This is a genomic window from Pseudofrankia coriaricola (assembly GCF_001854805.1).
GTDB lineage: Bacteria > Actinomycetota > Actinomycetes > Frankiales > Frankiaceae > Pseudofrankia.
Genome location: NZ_MBLO01000216.1, coordinates 1 through 17469 on the forward strand (window position 1 = coordinate 1; position 17469 = coordinate 17469).

Genomic DNA, 17469 nt, shown 5'->3' on the forward strand with positions numbered 1-17469 from the left:
CCGACCTGCTCACGCAAGCCCTGACCACCGCCACCGCAATCGACGAGCCGCACTACCGGGCCCAGGCATTGGCCGGGCTGGCACCGCACCTGCCCGGCGACATGCTCCCGCAAGCCCTGGCCGCCGCCACCGCAATCGACGAGCCGTTCGCCCAGGCAGAGGCGTTGGAGGGGCTGGCACCGCATGTGCCCGCAGATCTGCTCCCGCAGGCCCTGAACGCCGCCACCGCCCTCGACGAGCCGTACTCCCGGGCCCGGGCGTTGGCCGGGCTGGCACCGCACCTGCCCGACGACCTGCTCACGCAAGCCCTGAACGCCGCCACCGCCCTCGACAACCCGTCCGCTCGGGCCCGGGCGTTGGCCGGGTTGGCACCGCGCCTGCCCGCCGACCTGCTCCCGCAGGCCCTGGCCGCCGCCACCGCGATCGATGAGCCGCACTACCGGGCCCGGGCGTTGGCCAGGCTGGTCGGGCACCTGCCCGACGAGCAGCGCGGCCCCGTCCTGGCCCAGGCCCTGGCCGCCGCCACCGCGATCGACCGGCCGGACGTCCGGGCCCGAGCGTTGGCCGGGCTGGCACCGCACCTGCCCACCGACCTGCTCACGCAAGCCCTGACCACCGCCACCGCGATCAGCGACCCGTACGACCGGGCAGAGGCGTTGGCCGGGCTGGCACCGCACCTGCCCGCCGACCTGCTCCCGCAAGCCCTGAACGCCGCCACCGCCCTCGACAACCCGTCCGCTCGGGCCTGGGCGTTGGCCGGGCTGGCACCGCACCTGCCCGACGACCTGCTCACGCAAGCCCTGACCGCCGCCACCGCGATCGACCGGCCGGACGCCCGGGCCCAGGCGTTGGCCGGGCTGGTACCGCACCTGCCCGACGAGCAGCGCGGCCCCATCCTGACCCAGGCCCTGGCTACCGCCACCGCGATCGACCGGCCGGACCTCCGGGCCCAGGCGTTGGCCGGGCTAGCACCGCATCTGCCCGCCGACCTGCTCACGCAGGCCCTGAACGCCGCCACCGCCCTCGACGAGCCGTACTACCGGGCCCAGGCATTGGTCGGCCTGGCACCGCACCTGCCCGCCGACCTGCTCACGCAGGCCCTGACCACCGCCACCGCGATCGGCGAGCCGTACAACCGGGCCCAGGCGTTGGCCGGGCTGGCACCGCACCTGCCCGCCGACCTGCTCACGCAGGCCCTGGCGACCGCCACCGCCACCGCCACCGACAACCCGTACGTCCGGGCCCGGGCGTTGATCGGCCTGGCACCGCACCTGCCCGCCGACCTGCTCGCGCAGGCCCTGGCCGCCGCCACCGCGATCGACGTGCCGTCCGACCGGGCAGAGGAGTTGGCCGAGTTGGCACCGCACCTGCCCGCCGAACTGCTCACGCAGGCCCTGGCCGCCGCCACCGCGATCGAGGAGTCGGACGACCGGGCCCAGGCGTTGGTCGGGCTGGCACTGCACCTGCCCGCCGAGCGGCGTGGCCCCGTCCTGGCGCAGGCCCTGGCCGCCCGGTCCTCGGCGGGTCGGGGGGCCGTGATGGATGTTCTTCCCGCCGTGCTCTCGATCGACGATGGGCGTGGGGTGATCGGCGCGGCGGTCGTCTCGGCGGTGACGCGGGTCTACCGCTGGTGGCCCTGATGGGGCCTGAGGTCGCACTGTGGGTGAGATCCCGGGGTGTCTCCTCAGCAGGTCGCCGAGTGGGCCGGGCACAGCATCGCCGTCCTGCACAAGACCTACGCGAAGTGCGTGGACGGGGACGACGTCACGGCCCGCAAGCGGATCGACGCCATGTTGGCGCTGGAACCGGGGTCGTGATCGCGTCCGCGCATTGTCCACGATCTTCCGGCAACAGCCGTGATCGGCCGGGATGGGCCGGGGGCAGGAGAAAGGCCCCGGTGATCGATCCGGGGCCTGTGACCTGCTGCTTCGCAACTAGATCGGGGTGGTGGCAGGTGATGGATTCGAACCATCGTAGGCTGAGCCGACGGTTTTACAGGCTGTCACCGTCCCGCACGGAAAGTCACGCCTACCTGCGTCGATGCAGTCCTGCTGCGGACGGGTCCGCGCGACGTGCACGTATGGTGCACAGACAAGATCGTTCGCGGTGCGCCGCTCCGACGCGGGCGGGCGGGTGGCGGCTCGACGCGCCCGCCGAGCACGGCCCGCCAGGGCCGCGCGCAGGCGGTTGCGTGGCGGGACGTCGGGTCCTGGCCGTGCGTGGCGTGTGCGGCGCACCGCGCCCGTGTGCTTGAGGGCCTGGCCCTCATGGCTGGGGCGAGCGTGATCCCTCCGGAGAGCTGGCGGGCTTGTCCCTACCGCCGGGTTCTCGGCCGTGCAAGATCCGCCAACGGGCCCTACCGACGGAGCTCGGCCGTGCAAGATCCGCCAACGGTGCTTACCCTCATCCTCCGCCATGCGGATCTTGCGCGGGCGGGGCTCCGGCGGTCCCCAGCGCCAGCCGTGCGGATCTTGCGCGGTCGGGGTTCCGGTGGTAGCCCTCAGGCGCCAGATCTGCGGAGTGATCACGCGGACGTGTCCTCGTTCTTCCCCTCCCTCTGGATCTGGCCGGGGGGTTCGGGGGGCAGAGCCCCCTGAGGTCTTCCCCGCACACAACCGCCCCGTGCCGATCATCCGGCCCGGGGCGGTTCTGCTTGTCCGGCCGAAGGCCGGCCTTGAAGGAGCAAGGAAAGTTGGCACAGGGCAGTCGGGCAAGATCCGAACGGTGGTCAGCATTCGCCGCCGCGACTGCTACCCAGCGACGATGAGGCTCCGACCGTCGTGGGAGCGAATGGCCGGCGGACCGTCGCGAAGCGCGTCGAGGAGGCGGACGGCATATGCCTGGTCCATGTGGTTCTCGACCTCGGTGGGGCTCATCCACCGGACGGCGCTGGTTTCGTCGCTCGTTCGCGCGGCGCCCCCGGTGATGCGGCAGCGGAACACGAGCGCGACGACGCCAATTCGCATGTTCTTGTAGACGCCGGTGAGTGCCTCAGGCTGGACGTGGTAGCCAGTCTCTTCCTCGACTTCGCGGCGTAGGCCGTGATGGATGTCCTCGTGCAGTTCGAGGACTCCACCGGGTAGTTCCCAGTGGGCGTTGTCGCGGCGCTGGATCGTGAGGATCTGGCCGTCGCCGTTTATGACGGCGGCGCCGACGCTGACGGAGTGACACGGCGCGGGGCTCATGGGTGATCCTCCGATGTACAGTGGTCCACTGGACTGGACCAGTGTAGGAGCGTTCGTGACCCTGGGCATCGACCACGCAAGCGACCGCGCTGCCTTCCGGCAGATCGCGGATCGTCTACGTGGTGAGATCGAGTCCGGCGAGCTACTCCCCGGCGCCAAGCTCCCGAGCGAGCGCACCCTCATGGACGCCTATGGGACTGCGCGGGGAACGATCCGCGAGGCAATTGCACTGCTTCGCTCCGAGGGCCTCGTCACCGTCGAACACGGCCGAGGCGCATTCGTGCGTCGGCGCCCGCCGGTCCGACGGCTGGCTAGTGATCGATTCGCCCGACACCACCGCGACCGCGGCAAGGCCGCGTACCTCGTGGAGCTTGAGGCAGATGGTCGCCGTCCTGACGTACAGGTTCTGTACGTCGGCCCTGGTCCGGCGCCATCCGACATGGCCAGCCGACTGGGCGTGGACGAGGGTGCACAGGTACTCGTCCGTCGGCGGATGTACCTGGCGGATGGCGAGCCCATGGAGACGGCGACGTCGTACGTCCCGTGGGAGATCGCTGAGGGCACCGCGATGACCGAGACCCAGACTGGCCCCGGCGGGATCTACGCGCGGATCGAGGAGCGGGGCCACCGTCTTGAGCGGTTCTCCGAGGAAGTAACTGCCCGGATGCCCACTGACGAGGAGCGCCGCACCCTGCGGCTGGTACCGGGTACGCCGGTGATCGCGCTGGTCAGGACCGCCTTCGACGAGTCAGGTATGGCCGTCGAGGTCTGCGACACGGTCCTTGCGGCCGATCGCTACGTGCTGTCGTACGAACTGCCCGCGCGCTAGTTCGCTGTAGGCCATTGCCAACTGGTTCTGTACCAGTCATAGTGGTCTAGGCGAGTGGACGACTAGACCTGCTGGTTGGGTCATCGCTCCGACAGGAAAGACCCCGGCGGGGTGCCACCCGCCGGGGCCGTGGACCGGACCTTTGTGGGAGGCCAGATCCGTATGCAGCATGCCCTGAACTCGGTTCCGCACGCCGACAACCTGCGTGACGCCACGGCGGAGGCCGTGGAGAAGCTCGCGCGGGAGCTGGTTGGGCGGGGCAAGCAGTCCGGCGGTGGCAAGTGACCCCGTCCGTCTCGGTGGCCGGCCCGGATGTCCGGGCCGGCCGGCCCGGACCCGAGCTGACGGCGGCCGAGCTGGCCGCGGCGCGCGACGAGCTCGACTACTACGACGACTACGAGAGCCGCGCGGCCACCGTTGTGGGCGCGTCTCGCTCCGTCATCACGGGCCTGCTGGATGGCTCGATGACGCTGACGAACAAGTACCACCGGGGCACGCTTCGCTGGGTCGCCGCGCTGCACGCGGTGCTCTACGAGACGCCGGACCGCCGCCGGGTGCTGAGCCTGCGCCTGGCCCGTGCGGAGAAGTACCTCGCCGCCGCCTACCGCACCGACGTCTGGGCCCCTGCGGCGGCCCGCTACCGCGCCGAACTCGCCACCCTCGACACCGCCCGGGCCGCGGCATGAGCGACCTGGAGCCGACCGCCGCTGACCTGGCCGCGATCGAAGCTGAGTGGCCGTTGATCGCCGCCGAGCTGGCGGTTACCGACGCTATCGCCGCGTTCGTTGCCGAGGGCGGTGGCCCGTTCGCCGCCCGCCGGTTGCGGGTCGCCCGTCGCCGCCTGGCCGCCGTCGCCGCCGGCTTCACCCCGGCCGACCTGGACGCCACCACCTACCGCCCGATCATTCCCGCCGTCCCGACCTCTGCCCGCTCGACTCGTCGCCGCTCGGCCTGAAGGAGCCCTCTCGTGTCCACCCCCACGACGCCAGCGGCTACGGCCGACCCGGTCGACCCGCGCCAGCTTCGCCGGGTTGCCCGCGCGCTCGATGGCGCGCTGTGGCTCGTCGCCCTGGCGGTCGGGGTCTACAGCCTGTCCAACGTCCACACGGTCGCGATCGCCCACGGCACCGCCGACCCGCAAGCCTGGCTCCTGGCCCCGATCGTCGACGTCGCCCTGTTCGGCGCGATCACCGCCGACTCCGTCCTGTCCCGCCACAACGCGCCCCGCTCCGGCTGGGGCACCGCGCTGCGCTGGTTCTGCGGCCTGGCGACCTGGACCCTCAACGCCTGGGACGCTGCCGGCTCCGGCGACGCCGGAGCGATCGTCGCGCACTCGATCCCGCCGATCGTGCTGATCCTGCTGGCCGAGGCCGCGCCGCACTACCGCGCCCAGTTCGCCAAGCTCGTCCGCACCGCCCCGGACCCGGAGCCAGCAACCACGACCGCTCCGGCCCCGGCGGCTGTGGCTCCGGAGCCAGTGACCCCGCTGGCTCCGGAGCCAGCCACCACCACCATCCGCCCCCGCGCCACCGAGACCCGCCGCGGCGATGGCTCCGGGGCCGGCCGCCGCGACCCCGGTGCGGGCCGCCGTCAGATCGCCCGTCTGTACGCCGCGGTCCCTGCGGACGACACCCGTTCAGGCCGCCAGCTCGCCGCCGACCTCGCCGCCGAGGCCGGGCTGTCGCCCGCGACTGTCCGCCGCTACATCGCCGACATCCACCGCGCTGCCGGCGCCGGCTCGACTCCTGTTCCTGCGACCACGGGTGGTGCGGCATGACCGACCCGAACCTGAGCCACAAGACCGACCCCACGACCCCGCCGGCCGGCGTCGTCCTGCCCGGCCCCTGGACCCCGGAGACCCCTGCCGAGTCCGGGGATCTGATCGAGCTGGACAGCGCGGTCGAGCTGGACGACGACGGCGCGGCGCCGGCTGAGGTGGTGCTGGAGGGCGACGTTCTCGGTTCGGCGGGGGTGGAGCTCTACCGGCCCCGCGCGCTGGCGGTGTCGCGGGACGTGGTGTCGCGGACGTGGGTCGTGGTGACCGGGGTGCGTACGGTCGCCACACACCCGCACACCAAGACCGGCGCGAAGCTGGTCGCCCGCAACCTGTGGTACCCGGTCGCCGGGGCCGGGGTGGCCTACGGCAGGTGGCGGGACACCCATGGGGCGTCGCGGTATGAGCGGCAGATGCGCCGCGCGGAGGTCGCGGGGGATCAGGAGAGCCTGCGGGAGTGGGAGGCGCGCGACGTCGCCGAGAAGGCGCGCCGCCACGACCGTGTCATGGACTGGGTGCGTTCGCCTGTCGAGCTGATCCGGGCCGTCGGGGTGGGGTTGGCCGGGGTCGCCGCGCTGCTGCTCGCGCTCGGCGTCGTCCTGGCGCTGGGCCACCACGATCCCGGCTACGTCCTGGCCCCGATCATCGGGGTGATCGCCCTGGTCACGTTCGTGTGCTGGTTTCTCGCCGCCTACGGCGCCGCTCTCCTGCTCGCCGCCACCGGCGGGGCCGCGGCGTGGCTGTGGCACCTGGGCCGCTCCCGTTCCGAGCTACCCGCCTGGGTGTCGGCCACGACGCCCGCCGACGGCGGCGGCCGGGACGTGATCCCGGACGAGCGGGCGATCACGAACGCGCTGCGGAACCTGAACCTGCCAGCACTGAACAAGAAGTTCCGCGAGGGCTGGACACCGCGCTGGATCGATCACCCCGTCCACGACGGCAAGGGCTGGCATGCCCGGCTCCTGCTCCCCGAAGCCGTCCCCGTGGAGATGATCGTCAACAGCAAGCCCGTGCTCGCGCACAACCTGCTGCGCCTGCCGGTGGAGGTGTGGCCGACCGAGCCCCGCGACAAGCCCGGCGTGCTGGACCTGTGGGTCGCAGACCAGGGCAGCCTGACCAAGCCGGTGGCGCCGTGGCCGCTGCTCACCGGCGGCGGCGCCGACTACTTCAAGGGTGTGCCGGTCGGCGTCGACCCGCGCGGGAACGTCGTGCTCGGCCGGCTGTTCCAGGCCAACTGGGGTGTCGCCGGGATGATGGGCTCCGGCAAGTCGACGCTGATCATCACCGCGTTGTTGGGCGCGATCCTCGACCCGCTCGTCGAGATCGACGTCTACTGCATGGCCGTCAACGCCGACTACGACCCGCTGCGGCCCCGGCTACGGACCTTGTTCGTCTCCGACGACCCCGACGAGATCCCGACCGTGCTCGGCGCCCTCAAGCAGCTCATGTCCGAGCTGTCCGACCGCGGCCGCAAGCTCTCGGCGGCCGGCGAGCCGAAACTCACCCGGGCCCTGGCCGAAGCCGACCCGAGCATGCGACCCCGGGTGGTGGTGATCGACGAGTGCCAGGAGCTGTTCGTCTCCGACGTCGGCGAGGAGGCCGCCGAGCTGGTGGAGAAGATCGTGGCCAAGGCCCGTAAGTACGGCGTCACCCTGATCTTCGCTACGCCCGTCCCGTCGGCGGACTCGCTGCCCCGCAAGGTCGCCAAGGTGCTGTCCAACCGGGCATGCTTCGCCATCGCGGACCACCAGGGCAACGACGCGATCCTGGGCACCGGCAAGCACCGCGCCGGGATCTCCGCCACGACGCTTCGGCCGATGACCGTCAACGCCGACGGCACTGTGGACCTCGGCGACCTCGGCACCGCGATGGCCTGCGGGTTCACCCCTACCGACGGGCTGCTGCGCTGCTTCTACGTCCGACGCGGCGACGGCGTCGACGACGTCACTCCCGTCGTCGAACGGGCCATGGCCACGCTCGACACCCCACCGGCCGCCGCCGGCGCCGACGGGCCAGAGCAGGCCGAACACGTCGATCACCTCGCCGACATTCGAACCGTCATCCGCGCCGCCGGACCGGACCCGATCATGCGCACCCAGGAAGTCCTGGCCGGCCTCGCCGCGCTGCGCCCCCAGCTCTACCGAGGGTGGACGTTCGAACGGCTCCGCAAGGAACTCCCCGACTCCGCCCGCCCCTACAAGACCCGCGGCCACATGTGCGTCAACGCCGACCGCGTCACCGCCGCCATGGCCGACCGCGACACCCCCGACCCGGCCGACGAAACAACCGACGAGTTCGACACAGCGTGACCACCCGGGCGAGGGAACCCGCGAGGGACCACCCAGGGACCGAGGGAGAACTCCCTCGGCGGCTCCCCCGCCCCCTCCCTCCACCCCGCACCCCGATCTAGCAGCGCGAACAACCACAGCTCACACCCCGAGGGAGCCAAGGGACCCGAGGGACCCACCCCCACACCAGCACCACCAAAGCCCTGCCACGGGGACCGAGGCACACACCCGCGCCTCCCTCCCCTCTCCACCCATACCCCCATCGAGTCACAGACAGTGACAGACAGGGAGATCGTCATGCCCCGGTACGGGCCGAACCGCCGCCACACCCCGACCACGATCGACACCTACATCGAGGGGCCATCGGTTGGCTCCGGCCCTGACGTCGTCGCCCGCTACAACCAGGTCTCGGACGGGGCCTGCCCCTGCCCCGACTGCGGCAAGAAGGACACCTTCGCCGTCACCGGCCAGCCCGGCGCCCGGGTGAAGGTCCGGTTGGCCTGCGGCCACGACGCCTGGTGGACCGTCGTATGAGCGCCGCGACCTTCGCCGCCCTGACGATCACCGCCTACGCCGCGCACACGCTGGCCGACCACGTCCTGGGCCAGACCGACCGGCAGGCCGCAGCCAAGGCCCTGCCCGGCCGGGCCGGCTGGGCCGCGCTCGCCCGCCACGTCGGCGCCTACCACCTCGTCATGGCCGCGATGTGCACCGTCACCGTCGCTGCACTCGCCCTGCCTATCAGCCCGGCCGGCGCCGCCGCGGGACTGGCCATCTCGATCGCCACCCACACCGTGTGGGACCGGCGCACCCCGGTGCGCTGGGTGCTGGAGCACACCGGCGCTGCCCGGTTCGCCGCTCTCGCTGACCACGGGCTCAACGGGATGTACCTCGCAGATCAGGCCCTGCACACCGCATGCCTGTGGGCCGCCGCCCTGACCGCCACCGCCCTCTAACCCCGCCCTCCCAAACCCGAAAGGACCGCTCATGCTTCGCAGGAACCGCCGCGACGACCGGGACCGCGACGAGGTGCTCGACCCCAAGGGCCGTGTCACCCCGTGGGGTGAGCCGCTGACCAAGGCCGACGGCCGGGTCTACGACCTGCGCGACTCCGGCTACAAGGGCTGGGTCGAATGGAAGGTCGGTGACCGCGTCTCCGACGCCGAGGTCGACGCCCAGATGGGCAAGGGTTTCTCCGCCAAGCTGCGCGCCACCCACCGCCAGGACGGCAACCAGTGAGCGGCCTTGACTGGTCGACGGCCACCACGCTGGCCGAGCTGGGCGAGCTGACCGCCCGCTACCTGTCCGGCGAGGCCGGCGAGTCGCCGACCTACCTCGGCCCGCCGGACCCGGAGACCGCCGAGATCCTCGAACCGCTGCTCGCGTTGAACCGGGCCGGATTCGTCACGGACCAGTCCCAGCCGGCCGGGTCCGGCGACGGATGGCAGCAGTGCGCGTTCGTCGAGGGCTTCTGCACGGAGGACCTCGCCAAGCGGATCGCCGACGCCTGCCTGACCGCCGACCTGTGGGTCCGGTACGTCCCGCCCCACGTACGGCCACGCTGGCGGACCGTCTACCTGTACTCGACCCCGGTGACGACCGAGCGCGGCGTTGCCCACACCAGGATCGGCGCGATCCCGTCCACCCGAGAGCTGCGCTGGCTCTGGGGCGGCGAGCTGTCCCGCGCCGGCCTGGACACCCTGCTGGGGGCACACCAGGTCATCGCCTACGACCCGCAGTGGGGGCGGCGCGACCGGCTGTGGCAGACGCTCACCGAGGCCGTCCGGTGAGCTGGCTACGCCACGCCGAGCCCGACCATCGGCGGATCGTCGCGGTCCACGAGGCCGGCCACGTCATCGCCGGCCGGCAGTACAGCCGCGGCGGTGTCCTGTTCGGCACCGCCTTCCACGCCACGTTGACCGAGAGCACCCACGGCTGGCGCGGGATGACCACGGCCACCCGCCGCACCTGGAGCGGCACCGACGAGGAGTTCGTCGTCTACCTCCTCGCCGGAGCCGCCGCCGCTCGGCTCATCACCGGCCAGCCCGGCCTCCACGGCTCGAACGACCTCACCAACGCCCGCAAGGTCTGCCGCGAGATCGGCATCGACCTGGCCCACGCCGAGAACCTCGCCACCCGCTTCGCCCGCACCCACCACCGCCACATCCAACAGGCCGCCGACCGGCTCTACCGCAACGGCCAGATCTGACCCACACCCACACCCACCAACCGTCACCGGCCGCATCCCGAACGGCAAGCACCGACGACCCGTCGCCCACCACCGACACCAGCCGCTAGAACACCCCGCCACCCACCCGCTGAAAGGACGAGCCACCCATGGGCCGATCCCGACCCGGCCGCCTCCAGGTCACCTGGACCCGCCGCGGTACCCGCACCTACTCCGCCCCTGCCGGCTCCGAACTCCCACCCGGCGCCACCCGCGACATCGACGGCCAGGCCTGCACCCGCTGCGGCAGCCCCGGGCCCCTCTACGTCGCCGGCCGCCGGATGGTCTGCATGCCCGGCACCGGCTGCCGACAGTAACCCGCCCGCTCGGCACGACCACACGACAGGACACCGCCATGGTGCATCACCGCCACCTCGACCCGCGCGAGCTCGACCCCGACGCCCTCGCCGTCGCCCGCCTCCTCAACCGCAGCCTCGACGTGACGGCCACGGTCGTCAGCCAGGGCTTCATCAACATCCGGCTCTACCGCGAGCGCGGCGCCTCCGATGAGCAGGTCGACCGCGTCCGCCGCCTCATCGACAGCGCCGGCTTCGACATGACCGACACCCGTGTACGCGGCGGCGGTGACGTCTCCTACCAGGTCCGCCGCCGCTAGATCCGCCCGGGGCGCGGCGCCACTTCCGCCAAGAACCACCGCCGCGCCCCGGCCCTCACCACCCCTACAGGGAGCAAGGGAGTCCCATCATGGCGCACTACACGTGCCCGAACTGCGGAGTCCGCTCGGACAACGTCGTCACCCAGGCCGAGGCCAACGAACTACTCGTCATCCACCGCAAGTACTTCTGCCGGCCCGTCCGCCGGACCGCCACCCCGACCCCCGCCCCGGCGACCCGAGGCCGGCGCCGGTGACCACCCCGACGACCGACCGGGCCGCCGTGGGCCGCGCCGTGGTCCTACTCGCCCCGATCATGGAAGGCGGGACCGACACCGGCCGCCGCCGCCGAGTCCCGGCGCTGCCCGCCGGCCCGCCCGGGATCTACATCAGCCGGCTGCCTGTCTGGCATCCGCGTGCCCCCTGGCACGCCACCACCGGCCACCGCCCCTGGTGGCTCTACGCGCGCTGCGGTCTGCTCCTGTCCCCCGTGCCGAGTCCATCGCTGGCCGCAGCGCGGGCGTGCGCGGCCGCGATCGGCGCGCTCGACCTCCCGTCCGCGCAGTGGACCTTGACCGATCCGCATGCCGCACGAACCGCCGCCCGCGCGCTCACGCCCTGCGAGCGCCGCCAAGTCCTCGATGTCCTACGGGCCTACGCGGCCTGCGACGACTGCGCCGGCCCGACCGACGGCCACGGCTGGCTCTGCCCGGCCGGCTGCCAGTGCCCGACCTGCGCCCCCACGCACCTGGCCCGCGCGGTGAGCTGGCCGGCCCCGGATCCGACCACACCGCCGTGCGACGCCGGGATTCCGACCGGCCTGACCCCGACGACCTGCCCGCACTCCTGGTCCTGCGACGTCATCGCGACCCCGGCCGGCCAGACCGGCACCTGGCTGCACTGCAACGTCTGCGACACCGACTACCCCGCCCCGCCGGACAGCGACCTCGTCCACCAGGCGTGCAACACCCTCGCCCGCACCGAGGACCTGGACGTCATCGCCGCCTGCGTCACCGCCCTCGATGCCGGCAGCGCACCGCCGACCGGGCGGCGCTGATGGCCCGCCCCGACCCGGTGCCCTGCCCGGACCATCCCCGCTGCGGACGGCCCTGGACCTGGCAGGTCACCGCCCCCGCCCACGGCCTGGACCCCGCCCACGTCAAGGACGGTGGCCCGGTGCGCTCGGCGCTGACCTGCGATCACCACCTGTCCGAGACCACCCGCTGGGCCCGCCCCGCCGGACAGCCGGCCATCACCGCCATCCCCCCAGCTCGCTAACCCGACCGCCCCTGAACGGAGCACCACCCATGGCAGGCGAAACCACTATCACCCTCGTCGGCAACCTCACCGCCGACCCCGAGATCCGCTTCACCCAGAACGCCGTCCCGGTCGCGAGCTTCACCGTCGCCTCCACCCCCCGCACCCTCGACCGCGCCACCGGCCAGTGGAAGGACGGCGAGCCGCTGTTCCTGCGCTGCTCCATCTGGCGCCAGCCCGCCGAACACGTCGCCGAATCGTTGACCAAGGGCACCCGCGTCATCGTCACGGGCCGACTCAAGCAGCGCATGTACGAGACCCGCGAGGGTGAGAAGCGCACCGTTTTCGAACTCGACGTGGACGAAATCGGCCCGTCGCTGCGCTACGCCACCGCCAAAGTAGTCCGCGCCGCTCGCGGCACCACAGCCACCGGCCCCGACGCCTACACCACCGGCGACGATCGGCCGCCCTTCTAGAACCGCGCCCGCGCGGGCCGGCGGCCGGACGCATCCACCGTGCCGGCCGCCGGCCCGACACCCCCGGCGGGGCTGCCCACCCCCACTGACCTGGCCGACTCCGGGTTTTCTCCGGGTTTTCTCCGCTTCCACTCCGCGTTTACTCCGTGAAAACTCCGAGAAAGCTCCGTGCCGCCAGGCAGTGACAACCCGGCCGCCGTCGGGGAAAGTCGAATTGACGCCGCAGGCCACCACCCACGCCGCCTGAGCAGCCCACATACCGGCTTGATGCCGCTCCCGTGCCAGAACCGTGCCGCTTTCCTGCCGGAAATCAGCCTGGATTGTGCGTCGCATTCTGCCACCGGTCAGAGCAACTATCGCCGTGCCCGGAAAGGAGGAACGCCAATGCTGCCCGACCTGGTGGAAGAAGCCCGGCCGCGTATCGAGGACGGCACGTTCCGCGAGTTCTGGGCACAGCTCGAACGGATCGCCGGCTGCACCCGGCCCATTCGCCTGTCCGGCCGTAGCAACCACGTCGACCTGCGCACCGGCGAGATCCGGCCGTTCTTCGACTCGGCGACGAAGCCGGACGGGACGATCCTCATCGCCTGCGGCAACCGGCGCGCGAGCGTCTGCCCGTCATGCTCCTGGACCTATGCGGGCGACGCCTGGCAGATCGTGCACACCGGCCTGGCCGGCGGCCGGAGCATCCCCGACACGGTCATCGACCACCCCGGCCTGTTCGTCACCGTCACCGCCCCGAGCTTCGGGCCGGTCCACACCCGCAACGCCAAGCACGGCCAGCCGGCGAAGACCTGCCACCGACTCAGCGGCTTCTGCCCACACGGCCGGCCCCGCGGCTGCTGGGCCGTCCACGACGCCACCGACGATCCGGCGCTCGGGCAGGCGCTCTGCCTGGACTGCTACGACTACCTCGGCGCGGTGATCTGGAACGCGACCGCCGCCCGCCTGTTCAAGCGGACCGTTGATCTCTGCTACCGGCGTCTCGCCCACATGGCCGGGGTGCCGCTGACCAGCGGCGTCCGCAAGGACGGCTCACGGCGGGTCGGTATCCGCGAGCTGCTGCGGATCTCGTACGTCAAGGTCGCCGAGATGCAGGCCCGCAGCCTGATCCACTTCCACGGCATCCTGCGGCTCGACGGGTTCAGCCCGATCCCCGGCGACTACCCACCCCCGCCTGACTGGGCGACCGGCCGGCTCCTTGCGCGCGCCTGGCGCTGGGCGGTCGAACAGGTCAGCGAACCATGCCCGACCCCGGCCGCCGCCGGCCTGGCCGCCGCCCGCTGGGGAGAGCAGCACCACGAACGCCACCTGACCGTGGCCGGCGGCGCCGAGCTCGACGACACCACCACCGTCGTCCCGGACGGGCCGCTGTCCGCCCGCGCCGTCGGGAACTACCTCGCCAAGTACGTCACGAAGGGCGTGACCGACTCCGGCGTCCTGGACCAGCCCATCCGGACGTCGGACGATCTGCGCCTGGTCCTGCCGCTGCTCAGCGCGCACCAGGCCGCGATGGTCCGCACCGCCTGGTACCTCGGCGGCCCGGTCCTCCCACTCCCACGACACCAAGCACGGCGACCGCACACAGACCCGCCACCCGACCCACCCCCGCCCCGGCCGCTCGCCGAACTGCGACTGCGGCAGAACGCCCACCAGTTCGGGTACCGGGGCCACTGGCTCACCAAGTCCCGCGTCTACTCGCTGACCTTCGGCGCCTGCCGCCAGGCCCGGCGCGACTGGCAGCGCACCCACGACGCCAACGGCAACCCCCGGACCCCGCTCGACGCCTGGGGCCGCCCACTCGAAGCCGACACCGGCGACGAAATCCTCACCATCGGCGAATGGACCTTCGAGGGCGCCGGCTACCGCCTGGCCGGGGACGCCCAGCTCGCCGCTATGGCCGCCGACCTGGCCCGCTCGCATCGCGAGGCCGCCCGCACCGCTCGGCAAGGAACCGACCCCGGCGCCAACCGCCAAGAAGCCGCCGGGGCCGGCCACTCCACCCCCTTCAGGAAGGAGCACCCGTAGCATGACCGCCCCCGCCCGCCGAGTAACCCCCGCCCGGGTCGCGACCACACCGGACCACACCCGCCGCGAACTGCTCCCGCTCGCCGTCGTCCTGGCCGAGCTGGGCGACGAACAGGGCCCGCTCGCCCGGTCGACCTTCGACGACTGGCGCGCCAAGGGCCGCGCCCCACGGGTCATCAAGCTGCCGAACGGCCAACTTCGCGTCGCCCGGCCTGACCTGAACGCCTGGCTCGACACCCGGGCACAGGCGGCATGACCACCGCCTTGGCGATGCCGGACGACCCGGACGACCGGCCGACATCCTTCGAGGTCCGGATCTGGAAAATCAACGAGATCAAGCGCCAGACGAAGACCACCTACCAGATCCGATGGAGGGTCGGCCCCAAGACGCACAGCGACTCGTTCGCCACGTGGGGGCTGGCGGACTCGCGGCGCTCCGACCTCGTGGCGGCCTCCCGCCGGGGCGAGGCCTTCGACGTGGAAGACGGCGTGCCGGTCTCGGAGCTGCGGGCCAGGCCCAAGCCCCCGCCGGCGCCGGTCGCGGTCCGGACGTGGCTCGAGCACGCCCGGGACTTCGCGGATCTCCAGTGGTGGCGGGTGGCGCCCAAGTCCCGGGCGTCCATCGCGGACGCTCTCGCGACCGTGACGCCCGCGCTGCTGACCGCCGATCCGCCGGACGTGCACGCCGACGTGCTTCGGGAAGCGCTCTACGGCTGGATGTTCCGGACGGCTACCCGGACCTCGGACGGTGGAGCGCACCGCCCGCGAGTGGAACGCGAACCGCCCGCACACCTGGCGGACGTGCTCGCGTGGCTCGCGGAGCACTCCCGGCCGGTCGTCGACCTCGCCGAACCGGGCGTGGCGCGGGCGGCGCTCGACCGGATCGCGCGCAAGCTGGACGGCCGGCCCGCGGCGGCCACGACGGTGGCGCGCAAGCGGGCGGTGTTCTTCGGGGCGCTCGACTACGCGGTCGAGCGGCGGGACCTGGCGGCCAACCCGCTGACCGCGTTGAAGTGGAAGCCACCGAAGACGGTGGAGACCGTTGACCGGCGGGTGGTGTGCAACCACCGCCAGGCGCGGGCGCTGCTGGACGCGGCGGGACGGCTGGGCGACACCAGCCGGCGGCTGGTCGCGTTCTTCGCGGTCGCCTACTACGCCGGGTGCCGGCCTGGTGAGATCGCGGGACTGGACCGCGACACGGTGGAACTCCCGGCCGACGGCGCGCCGGACCAGTGGGGCGTGCTGCGTCTGGCAACCTCCCGGCCGGCGACCGCGAGCGGCTGGCTCGACGACCGGAAGACCGGCAACCTGGCGCCCGCCCGCCAGTTGAAGCACCGGGGCGTCGGGGACACCCGGCCTGTGCCGGCCTGCCCGCCGCTGGTCGTGATCCTCCGCCAGCACATCGCGGATTTCGGGTTCGCGCCCGATGGCCGGCTGTTCCCCGGGGTGCGCGGCGGGGACCTCTCCGACTCGGTGGTGGGCCGGACCTGGGCGGCGACGCGGGCATCGGCGCTGACCCCGGCGCAAGCGGCCGGGCCACTCGCGCGGCGGGTCTACGACCTGCGGCACGCCTGTCTGTCGGGCTGGCTGAACGCCGGGGTTCCGCCGCAGCAGGTCGCCGAGTGGGCTGGGCACTCCGTGGCCGTCCTGCACCGGGTCTACGCGAAGTGCGTGGACGGCGACGACGTCACCGCCCGGCGGCGGATCGAGGCCATGCTGGCGCTGGAGCCGGGCACATGATCGCGTGCACGTATGTTGCACAGCCACCCGGGAACGACCGTGATCGGTCGGTACTGGCCGTGGGCATGAAAAAGGCCCCGGTGATCGCTCCGGGGCCGGTGACCTGCGGTGTTGCAGCTAGGTCGGGGTGGTGGCAGGTGATGGATTCGAACCATCGTAGGCTGAGCCGACGGTTTTACAGACCGCTCCCTTTGGCCGCTCGGGCAACCTGCCGTGTCGTGGATGAGCATACCGGTCGCGGCGGAGGTGCCACCGAGGTGAGGTCCCCGTCATGTGGCCCTGACCTTGTGGGCAGCGGCGATTGCCCCTCACAACCGACCCCGACAGGAGGTTCCTCGCTGTGGCGGACCCGTCCTTCGACATCGTCAGCAAGGTGGACACCCAAGAGATCGACAACGCGGTCAACCAGACCGCCAAGGAGATCAAGACTCGCTTCGACTTCCGGGGTACCGACGCCTCCGCGACCCACTCCGGCGACTCGATTTCGCTAGTCGCGAACAGCGAGGAGCGAGTCAAGGCGGTGCTGGACGTACTGCAGGAGAAGTTCGTCAAGCGCGGCATCTCGCTCAAGGCGCTCGACTACGACGAGCCGAAGCAGGCCGGCAAGGAGTACCGCCTCGCCATCACCGTGACGCAAGGCATCCCGGACGAAAAGGCCAAGGCGATCGCGAAGAAGATCCGCGCGGACGGCCCGAAGGGCGTGCAGGCCCAGATCCAGGGTGACCAGCTCCGCGTCACCGGCAAGAAGCGCGACGACCTGCAGGCCGTCATTCAGATGCTGAAGGCCGAGGACTTCGAGGTCTCGCTGCAGTTCATCAACTACCGCTGACGGGTCGAGAGCCCTCCGTCACACGGTCGTCCGGGCGGACGCGGTCGGGCGGTCGAAGTGAAGCTGGCCCCTGGAGGGGCCAGCTTCGCGAACGCGGGAGATCGTCGCCCTGAGGTGAGCGCGGCCGGGTCCCGCGCGGGCCTGGCCGCGCCGGCTCGGCCATACGGACTGGCCTGGCGGACAGGCCTGGCGGACAGGCCAGATGGACCAGGCGGTCCGCCCG

At 72.3% G+C, this 17469-nt stretch carries 23 protein-coding genes, 1 tRNA gene and 1 pseudogene; 23 read left to right on the plus strand and 2 right to left on the minus strand.

Annotated features, from left to right (window positions below):
• The coding region (locus tag BCD48_RS51540; RefSeq protein ID WP_198543375.1) for a hypothetical protein at positions 1-1640 on the plus strand (1640 nt) is incomplete at its 5' end.
• Between the two features lie 36 nt (positions 1641-1676).
• Positions 1677-1817: a hypothetical protein gene (locus BCD48_RS52500; protein WP_198543376.1), complete on the plus strand. Its 141-nt coding sequence runs from the start codon at positions 1677-1679 to the stop codon at positions 1815-1817.
• A gap of 933 nt (positions 1818-2750) precedes the next feature.
• Here BCD48_RS52500 and BCD48_RS24770 read toward each other — a convergent pair.
• On the minus strand, positions 2751-3185 hold the full coding sequence (locus BCD48_RS24770; RefSeq protein ID WP_071050767.1) for an NUDIX hydrolase: 435 nt from the start codon (positions 3183-3185) through the stop codon (positions 2751-2753).
• Between the two features lie 55 nt (positions 3186-3240).
• Between BCD48_RS24770 and BCD48_RS24775 the strand changes: the two genes are divergently transcribed.
• From BCD48_RS24775 to BCD48_RS54035, 20 genes and pseudogenes are all read left to right on the plus strand, one after another.
• Entirely contained in the window at positions 3241-4014 is a 774-nt protein-coding gene (locus tag BCD48_RS24775; protein ID WP_198543377.1) for a GntR family transcriptional regulator, read from the plus strand.
• A gap of 162 nt (positions 4015-4176) precedes the next feature.
• Positions 4177-4299 carry a hypothetical protein gene (locus BCD48_RS55005; RefSeq protein ID WP_274536573.1) on the plus strand — a complete coding sequence of 41 codons (123 nt, stop codon included), beginning with the start codon at positions 4177-4179 and terminating at the stop codon, positions 4297-4299.
• Positions 4296-4700: a hypothetical protein gene (locus BCD48_RS24780; RefSeq protein WP_071050769.1), complete on the plus strand. Its 405-nt coding sequence runs from the start codon at positions 4296-4298 to the stop codon at positions 4698-4700. Before BCD48_RS55005 ends, BCD48_RS24780 begins: the two co-directional genes overlap by 4 nt.
• Entirely contained in the window at positions 4697-4969 is a 273-nt protein-coding gene (locus tag BCD48_RS24785) for a DUF6284 family protein (protein ID WP_071050770.1), read from the plus strand. Before BCD48_RS24780 ends, BCD48_RS24785 begins: the two co-directional genes overlap by 4 nt.
• 12 nt (positions 4970-4981) lie before the next feature.
• Positions 4982-5791: a hypothetical protein gene (locus BCD48_RS24790; protein WP_071050771.1), complete on the plus strand. Its 810-nt coding sequence runs from the start codon at positions 4982-4984 to the stop codon at positions 5789-5791.
• On the plus strand, positions 5788-8097 hold the full coding sequence (locus BCD48_RS24795; protein ID WP_071050772.1) for a zonular occludens toxin domain-containing protein: 2310 nt from the start codon (positions 5788-5790) through the stop codon (positions 8095-8097). Before BCD48_RS24790 ends, BCD48_RS24795 begins: the two co-directional genes overlap by 4 nt.
• Positions 8098-8373: 276 nt before the next feature.
• On the plus strand, positions 8374-8610 hold the full coding sequence (locus BCD48_RS24800) for a hypothetical protein (protein ID WP_071050773.1): 237 nt from the start codon (positions 8374-8376) through the stop codon (positions 8608-8610).
• Positions 8607-9032 carry a DUF3307 domain-containing protein gene (locus BCD48_RS24805; protein WP_071050774.1) on the plus strand — a complete coding sequence of 142 codons (426 nt, stop codon included), beginning with the start codon at positions 8607-8609 and terminating at the stop codon, positions 9030-9032. The genes BCD48_RS24800 and BCD48_RS24805 overlap by 4 nt, the downstream gene beginning before the upstream one ends.
• A 31-nt stretch (positions 9033-9063) precedes the next feature.
• On the plus strand, positions 9064-9315 hold the full coding sequence (locus tag BCD48_RS24810) for a hypothetical protein (RefSeq protein WP_071050775.1): 252 nt from the start codon (positions 9064-9066) through the stop codon (positions 9313-9315).
• On the plus strand, positions 9312-9866 hold the full coding sequence (locus BCD48_RS24815) for a DUF6919 domain-containing protein (RefSeq protein WP_071050776.1): 555 nt from the start codon (positions 9312-9314) through the stop codon (positions 9864-9866). Before BCD48_RS24810 ends, BCD48_RS24815 begins: the two co-directional genes overlap by 4 nt.
• Positions 9863-10285, plus strand: a complete 423-nt coding sequence (locus BCD48_RS24820) for a hypothetical protein (RefSeq protein WP_071050777.1) — start codon at positions 9863-9865, stop codon at positions 10283-10285. The genes BCD48_RS24815 and BCD48_RS24820 overlap by 4 nt, the downstream gene beginning before the upstream one ends.
• Before the next feature lie 128 nt (positions 10286-10413).
• Positions 10414-10620: a hypothetical protein gene (locus tag BCD48_RS24825; protein WP_071050778.1), complete on the plus strand. Its 207-nt coding sequence runs from the start codon at positions 10414-10416 to the stop codon at positions 10618-10620.
• A 38-nt stretch (positions 10621-10658) separates the two neighbouring features.
• Positions 10659-10919: a hypothetical protein gene (locus tag BCD48_RS24830; RefSeq protein ID WP_071050779.1), complete on the plus strand. Its 261-nt coding sequence runs from the start codon at positions 10659-10661 to the stop codon at positions 10917-10919.
• Positions 10920-11008: 89 nt separating this feature from the next.
• Positions 11009-11173 carry a hypothetical protein gene (locus tag BCD48_RS52505; protein ID WP_198543378.1) on the plus strand — a complete coding sequence of 55 codons (165 nt, stop codon included), beginning with the start codon at positions 11009-11011 and terminating at the stop codon, positions 11171-11173.
• On the plus strand, positions 11170-11973 hold the full coding sequence (locus tag BCD48_RS24835) for a hypothetical protein (RefSeq protein ID WP_071050780.1): 804 nt from the start codon (positions 11170-11172) through the stop codon (positions 11971-11973). The genes BCD48_RS52505 and BCD48_RS24835 overlap by 4 nt, the downstream gene beginning before the upstream one ends.
• Positions 11973-12194 (plus strand): hypothetical protein, encoded by a 222-nt coding sequence (locus tag BCD48_RS24840; RefSeq protein WP_071050781.1) that lies wholly within the window; start codon positions 11973-11975, stop codon positions 12192-12194. The genes BCD48_RS24835 and BCD48_RS24840 overlap by 1 nt, the downstream gene beginning before the upstream one ends.
• Before the next feature lie 29 nt (positions 12195-12223).
• Positions 12224-12607, plus strand: a pseudogene (locus BCD48_RS24845) (single-stranded DNA-binding protein); the annotation flags it as partial.
• A 426-nt stretch (positions 12608-13033) separates the two neighbouring features.
• Positions 13034-14677 (plus strand): replication initiator, encoded by a 1644-nt coding sequence (locus tag BCD48_RS24850; protein ID WP_071050783.1) that lies wholly within the window; start codon positions 13034-13036, stop codon positions 14675-14677.
• Between the two features lies 1 nt (position 14678).
• A complete protein-coding gene (locus BCD48_RS24855; protein ID WP_198543383.1) occupies positions 14679-14933 on the plus strand; it encodes a helix-turn-helix transcriptional regulator in 255 nt (84 codons plus the stop codon).
• Positions 14930-16417, plus strand: coding sequence for a tyrosine-type recombinase/integrase (locus BCD48_RS54035; protein ID WP_241841960.1), 1488 nt, complete (start codon positions 14930-14932; stop codon positions 16415-16417). Before BCD48_RS24855 ends, BCD48_RS54035 begins: the two co-directional genes overlap by 4 nt.
• A gap of 128 nt (positions 16418-16545) precedes the next feature.
• Here the strand turns inward: BCD48_RS54035 and BCD48_RS24865 are convergent.
• Positions 16546-16630 (minus strand) — tRNA-Tyr (locus BCD48_RS24865).
• A gap of 127 nt (positions 16631-16757) precedes the next feature.
• Between BCD48_RS24865 and BCD48_RS24870 the strand changes: the two genes are divergently transcribed.
• On the plus strand, positions 16758-17246 hold the full coding sequence (locus BCD48_RS24870) for a YajQ family cyclic di-GMP-binding protein (RefSeq protein ID WP_071050784.1): 489 nt from the start codon (positions 16758-16760) through the stop codon (positions 17244-17246).
• The last annotated feature ends 223 nt before the right edge of the window (positions 17247-17469 follow it).